General features: G+C 48.9%; 16 protein-coding genes. 4 read left to right on the top strand and 12 right to left on the bottom strand.

Going from position 1 to position 18,937, the window contains the following annotated elements:
• Nucleotides 1–15 precede the first annotated feature (15 nt).
• Complete coding sequence (locus tag M3202_RS06830) at nucleotides 16–1,071, bottom strand: tartrate dehydrogenase (RefSeq protein WP_251222587.1); 1,056 nt, start codon at nucleotides 1,069–1,071, stop codon at nucleotides 16–18.
• 125 nt (nucleotides 1,072–1,196) lie between these two features.
• Nucleotides 1,197–1,892, bottom strand: a complete 696-nt coding sequence (gene pssA / locus M3202_RS06835) for a CDP-diacylglycerol--serine O-phosphatidyltransferase (protein ID WP_251222588.1) — start codon at nucleotides 1,890–1,892, stop codon at nucleotides 1,197–1,199.
• A 218-nt stretch (nucleotides 1,893–2,110) separates the two neighbouring features.
• Between pssA and M3202_RS06840 the strand changes: the two genes are divergently transcribed.
• The 3 genes from M3202_RS06840 to M3202_RS06850 all read left to right on the top strand — a co-directional run bounded on the left by M3202_RS06840 (nucleotide 2,111) and on the right by M3202_RS06850 (nucleotide 6,012).
• Entirely contained in the window at nucleotides 2,111–2,617 is a 507-nt protein-coding gene (locus M3202_RS06840; RefSeq protein ID WP_251222589.1) for a DUF2062 domain-containing protein, read from the top strand.
• A gap of 35 nt (nucleotides 2,618–2,652) precedes the next feature.
• The gene (locus M3202_RS06845) at nucleotides 2,653–4,131 is read left to right on the top strand and encodes a phospholipase D family protein (protein ID WP_251222590.1); all 1,479 of its coding nucleotides are present in this window, start codon (nucleotides 2,653–2,655) and stop codon (nucleotides 4,129–4,131) included.
• Nucleotides 4,132–4,806: 675 nt separating this feature from the next.
• The gene (locus M3202_RS06850; RefSeq protein WP_285890276.1) at nucleotides 4,807–6,012 is read left to right on the top strand and encodes an ISL3 family transposase; all 1,206 of its coding nucleotides are present in this window, start codon (nucleotides 4,807–4,809) and stop codon (nucleotides 6,010–6,012) included.
• Between the two features lie 98 nt (nucleotides 6,013–6,110).
• On the opposite strand, the gene ppc is transcribed toward M3202_RS06850, so the two are convergent.
• From ppc to M3202_RS06875, 5 genes are all read right to left on the bottom strand, one after another.
• Nucleotides 6,111–8,864: a phosphoenolpyruvate carboxylase gene (gene ppc / locus M3202_RS06855; RefSeq protein ID WP_251222592.1), complete on the bottom strand. Its 2,754-nt coding sequence runs from the start codon at nucleotides 8,862–8,864 to the stop codon at nucleotides 6,111–6,113.
• Nucleotides 8,865–9,069: 205 nt separating this feature from the next.
• A complete protein-coding gene (locus M3202_RS06860) occupies nucleotides 9,070–10,005 on the bottom strand; it encodes an AEC family transporter (RefSeq protein ID WP_251222593.1) in 936 nt (311 codons plus the stop codon).
• Between the two features lie 142 nt (nucleotides 10,006–10,147).
• Entirely contained in the window at nucleotides 10,148–11,443 is a 1,296-nt protein-coding gene (locus M3202_RS06865; RefSeq protein ID WP_251222594.1) for a (Fe-S)-binding protein, read from the bottom strand.
• Nucleotides 11,436–12,854 (bottom strand): FAD-binding oxidoreductase, encoded by a 1,419-nt coding sequence (locus M3202_RS06870; RefSeq protein ID WP_251222595.1) that lies wholly within the window; start codon nucleotides 12,852–12,854, stop codon nucleotides 11,436–11,438. Before M3202_RS06870 ends, M3202_RS06865 begins: the two co-directional genes overlap by 8 nt.
• 2 nt (nucleotides 12,855–12,856) lie before the next feature.
• Entirely contained in the window at nucleotides 12,857–13,594 is a 738-nt protein-coding gene (locus M3202_RS06875; RefSeq protein WP_251222596.1) for a FadR/GntR family transcriptional regulator, read from the bottom strand.
• A gap of 142 nt (nucleotides 13,595–13,736) precedes the next feature.
• Between M3202_RS06875 and M3202_RS06880 the strand changes: the two genes are divergently transcribed.
• Nucleotides 13,737–14,081, top strand: a complete 345-nt coding sequence (locus tag M3202_RS06880) for a YflT domain-containing protein (protein ID WP_251222597.1) — start codon at nucleotides 13,737–13,739, stop codon at nucleotides 14,079–14,081.
• Between the two features lie 171 nt (nucleotides 14,082–14,252).
• On the opposite strand, the gene M3202_RS22765 is transcribed toward M3202_RS06880, so the two are convergent.
• The 5 genes from M3202_RS22765 to M3202_RS06900 form a co-directional block, all read right to left on the bottom strand.
• Nucleotides 14,253–14,372: a hypothetical protein gene (locus M3202_RS22765; RefSeq protein ID WP_490715558.1), complete on the bottom strand. Its 120-nt coding sequence runs from the start codon at nucleotides 14,370–14,372 to the stop codon at nucleotides 14,253–14,255.
• A 73-nt stretch (nucleotides 14,373–14,445) separates the two neighbouring features.
• Nucleotides 14,446–15,183, bottom strand: coding sequence for a Cof-type HAD-IIB family hydrolase (locus tag M3202_RS06885; protein ID WP_251222598.1), 738 nt, complete (start codon nucleotides 15,181–15,183; stop codon nucleotides 14,446–14,448).
• Nucleotides 15,184–15,418: 235 nt separating this feature from the next.
• Nucleotides 15,419–16,210, bottom strand: a complete 792-nt coding sequence (locus tag M3202_RS22545; RefSeq protein WP_251222599.1) for a (2Fe-2S)-binding protein — start codon at nucleotides 16,208–16,210, stop codon at nucleotides 15,419–15,421.
• Nucleotides 16,211–16,380: 170 nt separating this feature from the next.
• Nucleotides 16,381–16,599 carry a hypothetical protein gene (locus tag M3202_RS06895; protein WP_251222600.1) on the bottom strand — a complete coding sequence of 73 codons (219 nt, stop codon included), beginning with the start codon at nucleotides 16,597–16,599 and terminating at the stop codon, nucleotides 16,381–16,383.
• Between the two features lie 102 nt (nucleotides 16,600–16,701).
• Nucleotides 16,702–18,882: a GDYXXLXY domain-containing protein gene (locus M3202_RS06900; protein ID WP_251222601.1), complete on the bottom strand. Its 2,181-nt coding sequence runs from the start codon at nucleotides 18,880–18,882 to the stop codon at nucleotides 16,702–16,704.
• Nucleotides 18,883–18,937 lie beyond the last annotated feature (55 nt).

Below are 18,937 nucleotides of genomic sequence, written 5' to 3' on the forward strand. Positions count from 1 at the left end.
TCTCCTCCACCATTTCTACTTTTTCAGCTGCTCACAAATCGCAGCCGTCACTTCTTCCGTCGTTGCGCTTCCGCCGATATCAGGCGTCTTCACCCCGTTTTTCGTTACTTCTTCGACCGCCGACAATATCCCGGCGCCAAGCTCGGTCTCCCCTAAATGGTCAAGCATCATTTTCGCCGTCCAAATTTGCCCGATCGGGTTGGCGATATGCTTGCCGACAATATCCGGTGCTGAACCGTGGACAGGCTCAAACATCGATGGAAACTCACCGCTTAAGTTGATATTGGCTGCCGGGGCAATACCGATGCTGCCCATGACCGCTCCGCCGATATCGGTTAAAATATCGCCGAACAAGTTGCTCGCCACGACGACATCAAACGCTTCCGGCTTCGTCACAAAGAAGGCGGCGAGCGCATCGATATGCGTGCTCTCGGCTTCAATCTCCGGATAATCAGCCTTCACATCGGCAAATACTTCATCCCAGAACGGCATCGTATGGACAATTCCGTTTGACTTCGTCGCGCTCGTCACATGACCCTTGCGCCCTTTAGCCAGCTCAAACCCGTAGCGCAGCGCATTTTCAACCCCCGGTCTCGTGAAAATCGAGTTTTGGATCGCGATTTGCGAGGACCCTTGGTGAATCCGGCCGCCGACTTCACTGTATTCCCCTTCACTATTTTCACGGACGACAATGAAATCAAACTGTTTCGGATCAGCTAACGGCGAGCGCAGCCCTTCAAAATATTTCGCAGGCCGAATGTTGATCGATTGCTGAAAGCCGCGGCGGATGTTAATTAACAGCCCCCAGAGGGAAACATGATCTGGAACGAGCTGCGGATTCCCGACCGCTCCAAGGAGAATCGCATCAAACTTCTTTAATTGCTCCAGCCCATCTTCAGGCATCATCTCGCCATGCTCCAAATAATATTCGCAGCTCCAGGGGAACTCCGTATAATCAAAGGCAATGCCGCCATGGGCGGAGGCCGCTGTATCAAGCACATTAAGCGCGGCAGGCACAACCTCTCTTCCGATTCCATCCCCCGGTATTACAGCAATTGAAAACCTTTTCATAAATGCACACTCCTCTAGTATTCTATTATTTTTATTTATGTACAATGACCGCCTGAGACGAGTCAATTTTACCGAGCTTCCCCCTGCACGGTTGCAGGGGAGAGTGCTCAACCAAGAAAGACGTCTTACTGCTGCTTTGACTGCTTGCCCCGTTTCACGAAACGGTAAGCGAGATAAGCAATATAAATCGGCGTTGCGATGTAAATCAAATAAGGAAACGAGCTGTACGTTCCTCGATAAATGATAAAGAGAAGACAGCCTAGAAAAAGAGTCACAATCGTTCCGTATTTCGGCAAAGGAACTTCCTTCAGGCTTGGAATTCTCAGCTTGCTGATCATCAAAAAGCAAAGCGCGGTAAAGATCACCGTCGTAATAATTTGCGGGATATGATTACCGAATAACGTCAGCAACGCTAAAATTCCGCCCGCAGCCGTAATCGGTACACCGATAAAATAGCTGGTTGACTGCTTAGGAGAACCGATATTAAAACGCGCAAGCCGATACGCCCCAAACAACGGAAACAAGCCGGCGACAGCCAGTCCTAAAAGGCCAAATTGATAAAAGTAGGTATAATACATTAAAAACGATGGCGCCACACCGAACGTAACAACATCGGCCAATGAATCCAATTCCTTTCCAAGCTGACTGTCCGCCTTCAGCATTCTTGCCAAACGCCCATCCATACTGTCCAGCATCATTCCGATTAAAATTAAAATCGCCGCATTGTTAAATTGACCGTTTGCGGCAAAACCGATCGAGAGAAATCCACAATAAAGATTCCCCTGGGTAAACATATTTGGAATGCTTTTTGTCCAACGCATATTCTATCTCACTTTCCAACATCAATTTCATCGCCCATAGAGACATCCTTTATCTCTCTAGTATAGCATGGGGATTTAGCCTTTACTATGGATGAAAACAATTACAGGTTGATTCAAGTACAAATTGCTAGACCAGCAATGGCTTTGCGCTGAATTCAAAAAAGAAAAATTGTAAAAATGTCAAAAAACGATTATGATCAGATAAGAACAAATTGATTATGACAACATGGCTGGTGGACACTATTAATAAATATATTCGTAAATTCAAATTTTTATTAATCCGTTTGTTACGCATTAAAGATAATGCCCATCACATTGCAATTGGTTTTACTGCTGGTCTGTTAATTAATTTCGTCCCTTCGTTCGGAATTGGCCCGATTATCTCCATTGCCAGCGCCAAACTTGTAAGGGGAAATTTAACGAGCGGTTTCATCGGCGGCATATCAATTATTTGGGCGTTCCCGCTCTTGTTTTATTTAAATATGGTCGTGGGAGAAAAGCTCATTCCTATTGAGCTTGATGAATTAGGTGAAAGTATTGAGGAGACGGTAGAAGTCCTGAAAGTAGGCGTCCGAATCGGCAAGGCTTTTTTTATTGGGATGTGTATGAATATGCTCGTATTTGGTCTCATTATCTATTTCCTGACGTATACGATTATTAAACGCTATCGCAAAAGCGCGCTCACATTTCTCACAAAGAAATGGAAAGTCCCCAAGTCATCATAGTCAGCTGTCACGCTACTACAAAGGAGAATCATCTTATGTCAACCGTGATTAGACAGATTATCTTTACGTCCAATCAAAGGAATCGAAAAGTGATGTGGCTTGGAACTTTTTTCTTTGTTCTCTTATTATTGGCCTGTGTCGCGATCTACCATTATCTTAAGCCATTGCCGGCCGGGCTTTCCTATGAGAGCGAGGTCCATCACATTGAACATATTGAATTCCTTTATGACTTGACTTATATGAAGGAAGGCGTCCCTTATCAGGAACAAAGGATCTTTCAAAAAATGAATACGATGATTGAGGAAGCTGAGGAGTTTATTCTGCTTGATATGTTTCTCTTTAATGAAGAGTACGACAGCTCGCTTGAATTCCCTGCTCTCTCTCAATCTATCACCAGCCTGCTAGTAGAAAAAAAGCAGCAGCAGCCGGATCTTGATATTATCTTTATTACGGACCCGATCAATACGTTTTACGGCTCATACGCATCGCCGCTGCTCAGCGCGCTGGAGCAGCAAGGAATAGACGTCATCATCACCGACCTGACGAAGCTGCGTGATTCAAACCCCGCTTACTCCGGCGTTTACCGCAGCCTTTTTCAATGGTTCGGCACAAAGGGAGACGGCTGGCTGCCAAACCCATTCAGCGATGTGGCTCCGCCTGTCACCCTGCGTTCATATTTGCAGTTAGTCAATTTTAAAGCGAATCATCGCAAAATCATCGTGACGGAGAAACAGGCGATGATCAGCTCAGCGAATCCACATGATGCGAGCAGCTATCACTCCAATATTGCGTTCGTCGTCGAAGGCAACATTTTGCGTGACATTATTGAGACGGAGCGCGCCGTCGCCCAAAGCAGCGGCTATCGTGGCTCTCTGTTTGACCGGCTTGAGCTACTCCCTTCCCCTCCTGCTGACGAAGGCTATCAGCTCCAGCTTGTAACGGAGGGAAGAATCAAACAGCATTTGCTGGCAGAGATCAAGGCGACCACAGACGGCGACACCATTACAATTGGCGCCTTTTATCTTTCTGATCGCGAGCTGCTCGCAAGCCTGCTTGCCGCCTCAAAACGCGGCGTTGACGTGAAATTGATTCTCGATGCCAATAAAGATGCGTTCGGCCATGAAAAGAACGGAATTCCTAATCGTCCTGTTGCGGCAGAGCTGAAGAAAAAGTCAAAGGACCGCATTATGATTCGCTGGTACGACACACACGGCGAGCAGTACCATAGCAAGCTCGCTTTGATTGAAAAAGCAAAAGAAGAAGAAGGAATCGTTATCGGTGGCTCCGCCAATTTCACCAAGCGTAATCTGGACGATTTCAACCTCGAAACCGACGTGAAAATCACCGGCCCGATTAACGAAGGCCTGATCGCGGAAGTCGCCAATTATTTTGAGACGTTATGGACAAATGAAACGGCAAGCTTCACCCTCGATTATGAAGCCTATGCCGATCACTCCACCCTCGCCCATCTCCTCTACCGCTTTCAGGAATGGAGCGGCTTCTCGACATTTTAAGAGGCTGGACAAAAGGTTGTTTTTTTACCTTTTGTCCAGCCTCTAAGCAATGAGCGGCGCCACTGCAAAGTTTTAAAGTCTGCTAGAAACGGGGTTCTTCTTGCAGACGGGCAGCGGGCAGAGCCATTGAGAGCTGATCCTCCCACCCAAAGGCGGGGGGTGCTCGGGCTTCCTCGGCGCTCGGGGGAGGAACCCCACCTCCCCCTTTTAAAACTTGCGCCGCTCCGCCCTAACCTTGCCTCGCTCTCCCGACTTTAGCAGCGGCTTCGTTCGCTACTCGCCCGGAGAGGAGAAACCCGCTCCTCTCCGGGCTTTTTAAAAACGGTAGCGACTTCGCTCACTGCTTCGGCTGATTCTCCCACCCAAAGGCGGGGGGTGCTCGGGCTTCCTCGGCGCCCGGGGGAGGACACTTCACCTCCCCCTTTTTAAAATCTTGCGCCGCTCCGCCCTAACCTTGCCGCGCTCTCCCGACTTTAGCAGCGGCTTCGTTCGCTACTCGCCCGGAGAGGAGAAACCCGCTCCTCTCCGGGCTTTTTAAAAAACGGGCTCTAGAATAAATGTTGGGGTATTCGCACAATGAGGACAAAAAAAGACACGCAAGCTCCTTTGATCCTGTTATCCTTGAATTGACGAGAAACAAAGAAAGGATGGAGCTGCGTGCAACAAAAGTCTATCATGAAAATCCCAGGATTAAAAGAGGTCAACGTGACAAAGATAGAAGAACGCGAGGACATGGTGGCGATTCATGTGGAGGTACCAAGGAAACCCCATGAATGTCCGGCCTGTCAAACGATGACGACGCGTGTGCATGATTATCGAATCCAAAAGATCCAGCACCTTAAATGGTTTGAGCGGAAGGTCGCTTTGTTTTATCGAAAGCGCCGGTATGCTTGTCCATGCGGAAAGAAGTTCGCGGAAACGGTATCGTTTGTGAAAAAGTATCAACGCCAGACCATCGAGTGGAACCAGGCGTTGGGTATGAGGGTGATCGAAGGGAAGAACTTTACGGATACAGCCAAGCAGTTCCATACCTCTCCGACGACGGTGATGCGGAGGTTCGATCACCTGTCAGCTTCGCTGGTAAAGGAAGTGGATCAGCTTCCGCCGGTGATCGCGATTGATGAATACAAGGCAGACACGCAGGAAGGGACCTACCAGCTCATTCTAGCAGATGCTCAAACACGCCGCCCTCTCGACATCCTTCCCGACCGCTCTGCCAAGACGTTACAACGGTATTTGGAGAAGAAGGGGGAGCATGTGCAAATAGTCGTGATGGACTTGAGCTACTCATTCAAATCAGCCGTACAAAAGGCACTTGGCAGCCCGGTCATTATTGGGGATCGGTTCCATTTTTCCCGCTACATGATTTGGGCCTTAGAGGCGGTTCGACGAACCGAACAGAAAGCCTTCCACCCCTATGACCGGAAGAAGTGCAAGCGACTCAGAAGCATTTTCTACAAGCGAAGAGAAGAGCTGACCGAGAGGCAGCTATGGTACGTAGAACGGTACTTGTCCCTTTCTGACGCTCTACGAGAGGCCTATGAGCTGAAAGAAGCGTATATGGCATGGTTTGATCGGGCGAAAGAGTGGGGCAAGGAAGGCAAAATGGTGGAGGTCAAAGAGGGACTTTATGCGTTCTATGAAAAAGTGGAACAGAGTCACCTTGACGCCTTTCAGAAAGCCATTCGAACATTCCGGAACTGGGAAACTGAAATCTTAAATAGCTTTGCGTTTGGGTACACCAATGGATTTGTCGAAGGACTCAACAATCAAACGAAGGTCATCAAGCGGAATGCGTTTGGCTTTCGAAGATATGATCGGTTGCGCAACCGGATCTTACTTCACCATCAATACAAAGACATCACATTCGGGGTAGGATAAGGAGTCATCCTCTCGCTACCCCAACATTTGACGTAGAACCTAAAAACGGTAGCGACTTCGCTCACTGCTTCGGCTGATCCTCCCAAAACCGGGGAGGATCAGCCTGTATTCACGAGTCCGGCGGCGATGCCGCTGATGGTGAGGAGGACTTCGGTGAGGAGTTCGTCTGATTGCTCGTCGGATTCTCTCATTTTTTGAATCAGGTTGACCTGCAGGAAGTTTAGCGGGTCGACGTATGGATTGCGGCGGTGCACTGATTCCTGAATGTTCGGTGTGTGATCAAGCAGCTGCTTGCTGCCGGAAATCTTCAGCAATACGTCTTCTGTCCGCTTATACTCGGCTTGAATATCAGCAAAAATCCGGTTGGCCATCGCTTCATCCTCGACGAGTGTAATATACTCCTTCGCTGTCGATAGATCAGCCTTCATCAGCGCCATTTGCAAATTATTGACCGTGGACTGGAAGAACGGCCATTTTTGATACATCTCCTGCAGCAATGTAAGATTTTCGTCGCTCTTGGCAGCAAAAGCTTCAAGTCCAGTTCCCGCCGCATACCAGGCCGGAAGCATTTGCCGGCATTGCGTCCAGGCAAACACCCACGGAATCGCGCGCAAGTCCTCGAAACGTTCACTGTTTTTGCGGCTCATCGGCCGTGAACCGATATTCAGCTCACCAAGCTCTCTGAGCGGCGTTGCCTGCTTGAAATAGGTGAGGAAATCCGAATCACCGAACACGAGCTGCTGGTATTTCTTGAGCGAATGCCGGGAAATTTCCTCCATCGCCTCTTCCCATGCTTTTTCACGGAAATGACGCGGTTCTGCTTCATTGCTCACTTTAGCCGACGCTGACAAGAGCGCGGATGCCGCTTGTTCGAGGTTCCGGTAAGCGATATCCTCAAGCAAATAACGCGAGGAAAGCACTTCGCCCTGCTCGGTAATTTTCACGCCGTCGCCGAGCGTTTCCACAGGCTGGGAGAGAATGCTGCGGTAAAGTGGACCACCGCCCCGGCCGAGCGATCCGCCTCTTCCGTGGAAAAACTTCAAGCGAATGTTGAAGTCCTTCGCCATTTCATGAATTTCCTGCTGCGCTTTAAAGAGCTTCCAGTTCGCCGTCAGCGTCCCGCCATCCTTGCTGCCGTCCGAGTAGCCAAGCATAATTTCCTGATGATTCCCGCGCTGCTCAAGATGCTTTTTGTACACATCCATCTCAAACAATTGCTTCATAATATGCGGTCCGGCAATCAAGTCATCAACGGTCTCCAAAAGCGGCGCGACATGCAGCCCGCTCTCAACCGTGCCGTCGGCGTGCAAGCGATAAATTCCCGCCTCCTTCGCCAAAACAAGCACCTCCAGCAAATCGCTCGCTGATTGCGTCATGCTGACGAGGTATACTTCAATCGAGCGGCTGCCAAATTCCTGATGCGCCTTTTTAATCATTTGGAACACTTTAAAAATTTCCTGCGTCTCTTTTGAATAATCTTCCTGAAGCAGCATTAAAGGCCGCGGCTCACTTAGCACCTGCTTCAAAATACGAACCTTCTCGTCTTCGTCCAGGCCGGCATAGTTGTCACAAAGGTTGACGACACGTAAAATTTCTCCAATCGCCAATTCATGCTCGCCGCTATGATTCCGAATATCGAGCGTCGCCAGATGGAAGCCAAACAGCTGGACTTGCCGAATGAGCTTGCGCAATGTTTTCAGCTTGCGTCCGGATGGCTGATGCTTTTCAGCACTTTCTTGAACCTGTTGGAGATCTTTTAGCAGTTCCTCGGCTGATCGATAGCCGGCAGCCGATTGGCCGACATGACGCAGACGCTTAAGCATAACAGCAAATTTCCGCCGGTAAAGCTCGGCTTCAATCGGCCATGCTTCCCCTTCCTCCAAATAAGTCTTCTCTTCACGTTCAATCGCAGAAAGAAATTCCGGCTGAAGCTCGACGCGCATCGTCGACTGGCTGAAGCGCCGCATCAGTTCGATCACCGCTTCCTCATACTTATCCAAAACGAGCCTGCGCTGCAGCTTTAACGTTTCCCATGTTATTTCAGGCGTAACGTTCGGGTTGCCATCACGGTCCCCGCCAATCCAGGAGCCGAAATGGAGAAAATTCGGTACATTCCAAGCATGTCCAGGAAAATAGTGATCCAATTGCGTCTCCAATTCCTGATGAATGTCCGGCAGCACATCAAATAGTGTTTCCTTAAAATAATAAAGCCCATTTTTCACTTCATCGAGCACGGTCGGCTTCCGTTGCCGCAATTCATTCGTTTGCCACAATGCCGTTACTTCATTAAACAGACTTTCATCCAGTCTCTCTTTCTCTTTTTTCGTCAGCAACGGATGGTCAAACTGCTGCAAAATAAGCGAAATTCTTTTCTGTGTCTCCAGCACCGTCCGCTTCGTCGCCTCCGTCGGATGAGCTGTCATAATCAGCTCAATTGACAGGTCATCAAGCACTTCCTGTACTTGCTGATCAGGTAGGCCGTACTGCTTGACCGCCAGGACAGCCTCTTCCAGGGAAAACGGCTGAACCCCTTCCTCATCCTGGAGCTGATACTCACGCCGACGGCGAATCCGATGCGTCTGCTCGGCAATATTCACTAAATGAAAGTAAATCGAAAATGCCCTGATCACCTGCTGACGCTCCGGCGGCACGAGTGTCTGAATTTGCGCCTTCAGTGCCTCATACGCATCCTGATTGTAGCTCTGGCGCAACTGTTTCGCCGCTGTGCGAATATCTTCCACTTTATTAAAAAGAGACTTCCCGCCATGATGGACTAAAATCTCTCCTAAAATGCTTCCTAATTTGTTAACATCACGCCGTAATAACGCATTATGATCCGCAGTTTCTACCATTTTCTCTCCTCCTAAGCAAAGCTTTTTCTTTCTGAATATAAAGGGACATAATAAGTCCCTTTAGGACAAAAAACGTCCCTTAATGAGTACAAGACTCGTTATTGTTTATTATCATACTGAAACAACTGACAAAAATCAATTATTTCTGACTAATCGCACAAGCTCTTGGGAAAGCACGCTGCTGTAAAGAAGAGGTCACCCTTTTTTACAGCAGATTCGCGATGTAGATGACGACCGGGATTGACACTAGCGACAGCAGAGTCGAATAGACCGTCGTCACGACAGCCGATTCTTCGTCATTCGTGTAACGAGCGATCAATACCGTTGCGAGCATAAAGGTTGGCATCGCCACTTGGATATACGTAATTTGCTTCAAAAGATCAGAAATAGAAAGCGTTTGCAACAAGCCGATTAAGACGAGCGGAATGACGACAAGCTTCATCGTCACGGAAGCCGTAACAAAGCGAGCTGCGACTTTCCTTTGCTTATTCCGCAAAAATCCCGGAATTAACAGGCCGATATAAATCATCGCCAGCGGCGCTGCTAAATTGGCTAAAAAGCCGGCCAGATCTTTTGCAACAGCTGGCGGCTGATAATTAATCATCGCCATTGTCAGTCCAATCATAATCGCGATAAACGGAATATTAACAAGGGCCTTCAGCTGCCGGAATGAGAAAACCCGCCCCTGCTGAAGCAGCATAATCACTAAGGAAAATGTGACAACATCAAGCGCCGAATCAAAAATCGCCGCCAGCAGTCCGCCGACCGGTCCGAAAATTTGCGCGCAAAGCGGTATGCCGATAAAGCCGGTATTGCCAATTCCGGCCAGCACAGCCAGCTTTTTCGCTTCCAGCGAGCGAAAGCCGAATAAATAAGCAGCTCCCCAGCCAAGCAGAATACCGATCGTGTTAAGCGAAACCGAAAGCAGAAAAATCGTCAGCATATCCGCCAGCAGCTCATTTGTAATCTCCGTATTGAAAATTCCGTTAAAAATAATCGCCGGAACAGCGACATTGACGATAATCGTCATCAACAACTGCTTCGCCTCAAGTGTAACAGCCAGCCTTGAGCCAATCAGCACGCCGATCAGAATAATAATCGCCATTAATGAAATCGAGGTTAGGATAATCGTAATGTCCACGCTGCTTACCCTTTCTGCCTTTAATCCTTTACGCAGGCCTTTACACACTGCTTGAGGATGCCGCAAAGGGGTACCTCACCCTTTACGACATCCTCACATTGACTGTCAGCTTTTTGATTCTTTTACTATATCATTCTTTCATTCACTTGCCTAGCTCACATGCTTCCGCCAACAACTCAACCAAATGAACAACTTTCACCTTCCCAGCCAGTCCTTCCCGCTCCACCCCTACTTTCATTTGCAGGTGGCAACCCGGATTTGTCGTCACAATCAGTTCTGGCTCGGTCTCCTTCACATGCTCCATCTTCTGATCGAGTATTTTCATTGATTCATCAAAATGAACCAAATTATAAATCCCCGCTGATCCACAGCACATATGAGGCTGCTTATGCTCTTTATACGTAATGCCTGGAATCGAGGTTAAAAGGGCTAAAGGAGCGGCAGTATTTTTTTGGACATTCGTCATATGACAGGAAGGCTGATATGTCACGACCTTATTCACTTCCTTTTTCATTGGCAGCTCAAGCTCTGCCAGCAAATAACTGATATCCTTATTCTTAGCAGCAAAGGCTTTCGCCCGCTCGTACCATTCAGGCTCATCTTCAAATAAATGATCGTACTCGACGAGCATCGCCCCGCAGCCGCCGATGCTGTTAATGACGAAATCAAACTCATACTGTTCAAAGGCGGCAATGTTTTTCTTGGCAAGCTCCTTCGCAATTTCGCGATCCCCACTGTGATTTTGTAAAGCGCCGCAGCAGGTCTGCTCTTCGATTAAGACGACTTCGCAGCCGCTTTCCTGTAACAGCTTCATGCTTGCATCATTGATCTCGGCAAACATCGTATCCATTATGCAGCCTTTAAAAAAACCGACGCGATAGACCGGTTCACCTTGCGGCTTCAGCTCCATTGGCCGCTTTTTCTTCCGCCCGGGACTCGCGACAGTCGGCGTCACTCGTTCAAAAGCCGCCAGCCTTTCGGGAAAGAGCTTTAGCACACCGAGCTTTTGCGCAACTTTTTGCAAGCCGGTTTGCTGATAAAAGCGGAGTCCATAGCCGGCAAGATCAAGCAGTCGCTCGTTTGGAAATGTGTGCTTAAACACCGCTTCATTGACGAGGCGGGTCCGCTTCGATTGCTCGTATTTTTCCTTTTGCAGCACGGCCTTCGCCGATTCGAGAATTTTCCCATATTGAACATTGGTCGGGCAGACTGTTTCACAGGCCCGACAGCCGAGACAAAGGTCGATCGGCTCCTTTAACGTATCAAGCGACACCTTGCCCTCGGCGGCCATCTTAACGAGATTGATCCTGCCGCGCGGCGAATGCGTTTCCTTTTCCATCGACTGATAGGTCGGGCAATCGGGGAGACAGTAGCCACACTGGACACAGCTAAACGTTTCATGATAGGCGAGTTCTGTTTGATAGCTCTGCTTACTCACTGCGCAACACGAACCTTTGACCTTCTTCAGGGAAGATTTTCCCCGGATTTAAAATATTATCCGGATCCCAGCTTTGCTTCATTCGCTTCATCATCTCCAGCCCCACCTTTCCTAATTCAAGCTCCATAAACGGTGCCTTCATCGTGCCAATGCCATGCTCCCCGGACAACGTCCCTCCCAATTCAATCGCCGCCTGAAAAATTTCTTCAACCGCCTGCTCGACGCGGCGCATCTCCTCCTGATCACGCTGGTCGGCAATAATATTCGGATGGAGGTTGCCGTCGCCGGCATGCCCAAAGACGACGAGGTCAATTTGATATTTGGCGCGAATCTCCTTTAACCGTTTGAACATATCTGGAATTTTGCTGCGCGGCACGGTCGCATCCTCAGAGATCTTTGTCGGTTTCAGCCGGACGATTGCCGGTGAAACGAGCTTGCGGGCCTTCCACAGCTCCAGCGCCTCAGCAGCGTTGCGCGCCACCTTGACTTCCCGCGCCCCGACTTCAACACAAATCGTCTGCACACGCTCGATTTCTTCTTTAATCGCCTGCGGATGACCATCCAGCTCAATTAAAACGATTGCTTCAATATCGGTCGGCAAACCGAGCGGCTGGTAGTCTTCAACAGCCTGAACGGAAGCCTGATCCATAATCTCCATTTTCGCCGGCATAATTCCTGAGCTTAGCACCCGCGAGATCGAGCTGCCTGAATCGACAATATCATCAAAAACAGCCATCAAGGTTGCCGTCGCCGGCGGCTTCGGAATGAGGCGCAAAATCGCTTCGGTAATCACGCCCAATGTCCCTTCAGAGCCGACGATGAGCTTGGTCAAATCATATCCTGTCACATTTTTCACCGTACGCCCGCCTGTCCGAATGACGTCTCCCGCGGCGGTCACAACTTCCAGTCCAATGACGTAGTCCTTCGTTACGCCGTATTTCAGTCCTCTCGGTCCGCCGGCGTTTTCCGCTAAATTGCCGCCGATCGTCGAAACATTGGAGCTGCTCGGATCAGGTGGATACATCAGTCCAAACTGATTAGCCTTCTCGTTAATCGCCGCTGTTTTGACACCGGGCGAGACAATTGCCACCATATCATCCGGGTAAACATCCAGCCTGCTGTCCCACTGTGAAAAATCGAGCACGATTCCGCCTTTTACCGGCAATGGACCGCCGCTTAAGCTTGTTCCCTGCCCGCGTGGGTATACTGGAATTTTATAAGCGCTCGCGATTTTCATAATCGCCTGTACCTCCGCTGTTGAAAGCGGTTGCACAACGACCTCTGGAATATGAACGCCGAAGGAGGCGTCATAAGAATAACTTACGCGATCCTCCTCTTTCGTTAACACTCTGCTTTCATCAAGAACCTGCTTCAGCTGCTCAATGACCGCACCCTCTACCGTGCTTCTCATGCTTATCTCCCCCGTTTCTCCTCGTCTTGCAGTCGTTTATCGCCGAGCTTGAGCCGCGCCGTTTCTAAATGCTTCTTCATCGCTCGAGAGGCCGCTTCCGGCTCACGTCGGCGAATCGCCTCGAAAATCGCTTGATGCTCTTCAAACACACTTTTTCGCTTTAAACGCAAACCAACATTTTGCTTCAAGGAAAAGGTCATTGCTTTTTGATAAAGATCTGCAATGTTTTCCATCGTCTGAACGAAGAACGCATTTCCCGCCGCCCTGACAATCGTCTGGTGAAACTCGTAATCGACTTCACTTCCAATTGACTCCACATCATCGAGCATCTGCTCTTCTAAGCCTTGCAGCGCCCCGGCAAGCATCTCAATGTCCTCTCTGTTGTGCCGGACGGCCGCCAATGCCGCCGCTTCAGTCTCAATCGTTGTCCGCAGTTCAAGCAGATCAAAAATTTGCTGCGCATCAATCATTTCCATCGTCATCGGCTCAAACATGTTGACCAGCTCTACTTTGCGAACCCAATTTCCGCCTCCCTGGCGCGACTCGACAATGCCGCTTGCCGCCAGAACGCTGATCGCTTCTCTGACCGGCGAACGGCTAACCTGAAACAGCTTGGCCAGCTCCGTTTCGGAAGGCAGCTTTGAATCAGCCGGGAATGTCCCATCTTTAATTAATGCTTTGATTTCATCTAAAATCTGTTCCGACATTTTACGCCGTTGAATAGGTGAAATGATGTCCATCCGCTTTCCACCTTCCTTAAATTCGTCTACTTGTATTACAAGTATACAACACATCCTTTGATTTGCAACTCTTTTCTGAACATTCACTTCGATGTTTAGCTTTCGGCAAGCCGGGTATTTTTCTACCAAGGAGGCGATAAACATGAACCCATTCTATAAGGAATTTCAAAATGACGAAGACGTGATTCAAGCTGTAAGACGGTTGCAGGCTGACGGGGTCAAAGATGACGATATTTATGTGATCACCCATGACGATGACCGGACGAAGCGCCTGACCGAACAAGCCGAGGCAAATCAGGTTGGAGCAAGTGAATTGGGAGTAGGAACCTCTATAAAAAATCTGTTTCGAAAACAAGGGGACGAGCTGCGCGCGCAATTCAAGGAGCTTGGCTTCTCCAAGCAAGAAGCAGAGCAGCTCGAAAAGAAACTCGATGCCGGCAAGGTGATCGTCGTTGTCAAAAACAAAACGGCGTCCATGAATCTATAGGTAGAAAAGGGGCAGGGCCAAAAGGAAAAACCTTTTGCCCTGCCCCTTAAGCAATGGACAGAACCGCCACGATCTTTTAAATCCGGTATGAGCTTTTTAATTAAATGAGGGCTGCCAGAAGGATCGTATTTCCTTTTGACAGCCCGATGTTTTTTGTTCAGCTTTATTATGCTAGCGCTGGCGACTGGCCGGATACGTACCACGCTTCTTCTGATTCCGCTTCGCCATCCATTTCTTCACAAATGGGTAAGCAATCACGCCCCATTTGACCAGCTTCGATAATTTCCCCATCACAACAGCCTCCTATGCTCGTTTCCCTTGTTATTCCCTGCTTTCTGCAAAGCTAAACAAACGAAAGAGCCCCTCACGCCAAGGCGAATTTTCGGATCGCGACGGCTACTCCATCATCAAGATTCGTCTCCGTCACCCAATCAGCGGCATCCTTGACGACCTGCTGGGCATTTCCCATCGCCACCCCACAGCCGGCCGCTTTGATCATCGCTAAATCATTTAAGCTGTCGCCCATCGCCATCACATTCTCCATCGTAAAGCCAAGGCGCTCGCATACCTTTTCAATCGCCGCGGCTTTATTGACACCGGCCGCATTGATTTCCAGATTCGTTGGGCTGGAATTGCTAATTTCCAATGCTTTATTTTTTTTCAGCTCTTCGAGAATGATGTTTCGCACCCGGTCATCCTCAATGTCGAAGCCGAACTTCATCCATTGATAATGGGAAAGATCCTCCGGAAACGGCTCGCGCCACACTTGATCAACCGTTGCCGCCCAGCATGCTGTCTCGTATTTATTTTTTAACGACCACATTTGTTCAATATGCTCCAGATCGAGCAATTGACGCTCAAGCAGATTGCCTTCCCCATCCCAAATTTCGCTGCCGTTCACCGTAATTAAGTATGTACCAAGCTCAAGTGAGGCGACAAGATCGCCACAGGACATCCGGGTTCTGCCCGTGCTAATGACGATGTGAATTCCCTGATCGCGCGCTTCCCGAATCGCCTCGCGGTTCCCGTCCGAAATGTCCTGCCGGTCATTTAGCAAAGTACCATCCATATCAATCGCGATAAGCTTAATGTTCTTTGTCATGATTTCATCTCCACCTCTGCTCCATTTGCTTCTATTCTAACAGAAAAAAATAAACAGGATAAGAAAACCGCGTAATGGCTTTTTTATTTAGCGGGGTTTGGCTCTTCGCCCTCCCGCGATGGGGGGCGCGCTTTCCGCAGGCGGGCGTTGCACCTGAAGGGGCTCGAAAAAAAGTTCCATGCTCACGATGCTTGCGTAGCGGCTTTTCTATACTAAAAAAGAAGAGATGCGACGGTTACCCAATCGCGATCTCTTCCTTTATCTTCGCTTTATCGGCCGCAGTCAGTCGCGGACAAGTGACGCACTTCCGTTTCGCCTGTTCCGTCTGATAGTAAAGACAGCAGGTCGGCTTCATCCGCTTCATGACTCCAGGCTCCGATAGGCTTTCTACAAGCCGATGCGGGAAGTCCAATGCGTTTTTCCGGCTGGCAAACAGGGCTGGATCGGCATCCTTCATCAGCCACTGAAAGTCCCGTTCAATCCGTTCCGCTTCCTCATCATCCCCTGCAAGCGACAACCCGACCGTTTTGCCATATTCCAGCCCGGCGGCAAGCTGACCCCACAGCTCGCGCGGACGAATGTCAACAGCTTGCGAGAAAGTCGTCACAACAGGAGTGAGAAGATTGTGGATCAGCTGCTCAATTTCAGTACGCCGCCATTCATCCGTACGCGGCCCCTCCTGCCAGTTAAGCGAATTGATTTTGAACACCATCCCATCTACCTGATAAGTATCATCCCAATAAAATTGCGCGCTTAGCGAAGCCGGCGTCATCGGCAAAAGGAGATGTTGGCGGGCAAGCATCGTCACAATTCCGGCAGCGGCAATCCCCAGCTTACTGCAAAAATAGGTTGCCGGCGGATGAGGCGTCAATGCTTTAATTTGTTTTCCGTATTTATGTAAAAAAGCTTTTGCTTCCTCCTGCAGAAGCAGCTGCTCAACGACAAATTCCTGATGAACGACTGGCTGATCTTTTGTATAGAGAAAAAAACGCGCTTCTAATTCAGCAACCATTTGATTGTAGTCCACATTCTTTCTCTCCCTTTATCATGTTTCCGTCCCGGCGGACAGGTAATTAAAATCAATAATCATTCTCAACTAAAGTATACGCGCCTGCAGCAAAAAAAGTCAACTGAATTCAGTTGACTTTCAAAAAAGACAGACTATGTCTAAAGGTCAAACAGCTTTTTTCACGCGCCCTACTTACTTTGATCTGACAAGCCATTTAAATAGACGATCGCTCCCTTTCGACCAAGTCCTTTTATTTGTTGAAGTGTGCCGAGGACATTTTCAGAGCTTCCCTCCCTTTCAACCTGGAGAAGCAGCTCTCTGACAACGACCTTTTTATTCGTTACCGGAGAGATCAAAATGTCTTCCCTCATAATACCAAAGGACTCCTGTAAATATTGCTCGACCATTTCATCCCTCCTCATAAGTGTCATTCAGGTCGTCTGGCTATAGTGTAGTGGGCGCACTCTGCTTTCATCAACTTCTATGTGAGATAATCTCCCCTGAAATCTCTATTCAATCTCAACGAGCAGAGCATTGCCGTTCTCTGCAACTTTCACATAAGCATATTCCGCTTCCGATTCAGCTTCACTCCCGCTGCCTTCTTCAATAAAGTAGCTTTCGATCCCGAACGAAAAGCGGTCATAGCCCGTCGCTTTCCCATTCATCAGCACATCCTCCTCCTGCAGCGTATACGGCTGATTATATGCGCCATTCTGCTGGTAAATGCCTGTATAATGGTAGACGTTCTGGTCGTCAGGAGACAGAACAAGCTTCAGCTTCTCCCCTCGTTGCATCTTCCCCTCCAGCTCAGGAATATGCGAGATCGAGAATTGCAAAGTCAGATAATCTCCCTGCAAGAGCGAGCGGGGATCAAGCGGTTCCAGTTCAAGCTTGATCAAGCTTCCATTGGCAAGCTGCCGTTCATACTGCGCATACTGAAAGCCGATAAAAGCAAGCTGTAAGCATATAACAACGACCAGCGCCCATTGATTGGCAAAATGAGCCGGTGACAAGTCGTCCCTCTCTTCCTTCCTCTTTCGGTCAAGCATAATCGCGACAGCAAGCAACAGCAGGCCGAGCAGGAACAAGGCGACTGATTTGTGAAGCAGCCTCCAGACGAGGTCGTAATATTTATAAAAAAGAAAGGCGAACCAAAATACGAGCACCGTCCGTGCGAGTACCTGCTCATTGCTTCGGACAAAACGGAAGCCGAGGTAAGTCGTCACAGCAAAAAACAGCGCATTATACAAATAATAGGCCGACGGGTGAGATGTCGTTAAAAAGGTCAGTACAAAGCCGAACAGCAAGCTGTATAGCATCGCCTGCACGGTCAGCCTTTTTTTCAACAGCGGCTCCTTCAGCAGCAGACGGCCAGCCAGCGCTAGCAGATTGAGCCCAACCATCAGCCACATGACCGCTTCGGTTGAACGATCAGGCCAGAATATGAACAGAAGAACCACGTTAGTCGCTCCATAAAGAAGCAGATCCATCCAGACGCTTTCCTCTTTATACCATAGCAGCAAAAGCAGCAGGACACTGACGAGTGCCAAATAAGTCGGGACATCCCAGACAAAGGCGAGTGTAAGAAGGACGCCTACATGAACGATCGTATGACGCCATACTTCCTCCAATCTTTTGCCAAAGATCAGCACCGTTACCAGAAGAGCGGCTGCGAGCAGGACGTATAAAGCTGAAAGCAGCGATTGGATAATCATCGTCATCAGTCCGATGAATGCGGTGGTCGCCACGACAGCACTAACCGTGCTGACGGCGTGGACGATCAGACTTTGCCACCAGCGCACCTCCTGATTCTTTTGCTTTTCATAAACATTCCGCAGCTTTTTTATTACAAAGCCTGCCGCAAAAACAGTCAGCCCGGCAAGCAGCAAAATAAGAACAAAAAACAGCTCAGACCCGTACTCGAGCATCCAGAGAATCGCTTTCGCCGCCACGTAAACCGCCACACTGCCAACCGTAAGCAGCAATAGAACGCGGTTTGGCCTTTTCTTCCAAAGCCAATACAAGAACACGATCGAAACAAGCAGATAAAGGCTGTTAAGCAGATAGGTGTACGATTCAAACACCCAGCGCATCGTTATCACTAGCCAAATGAGCTGACTGACGAGATAGGACAAATATGATAAAGCGCGATAAGGACTTTGCCTTGCTTCAAGCCCTAGGCCGAGTAAAGCGTTACCTAACGCTAGGCAAACAAGCCACGCAACCAGCTCTCCTTCAGAGCGGTAAATCGCAACAGAGCTAGGAAATAAGAAAAAACCGATGGTCGCATGCAGCAGCATATAAGATAAAAGATAAAAAGATTGCAGTTTCGTTAATACCGCAAATAAAAAAGCCGGCGCAAGCCAGACGAGAAACAAAAGATAACTGTCCGCATGTGAATTGTACATTTGACCAAGCAAGGCAACGCTAACGCCAAAGGCGATAACGCCTCCAAGTAAAAACAGCTTTCCGACAAACGGGCGCCATGGCAGGCGATAACGAAAGAAAAACGCAATGCCGTAGAAGCCAAGCAGCAAGAGCGTGATCAAGCTGATTTTGCTTCCGTGCCCGAGCGCGCTCCAATTCGCGGCAAAAAAATAAACAACAGCAGCCACTAAAAGCGAAACGCCAAAGAGGTATGCCAGATCAATGATGCGGGAATGACCCAATCTCTTTTGCTCCTGATCCATTCTGATTCCCTCCTTTTTCTTTCATTGTACTCCATTTCAATCAGTGTGTGGCAAA

This window comes from Halalkalibacter oceani (assembly GCF_023715605.1).
GTDB lineage: Bacteria > Bacillota > Bacilli > Bacillales > Bacillaceae_D > Halalkalibacter > Halalkalibacter oceani.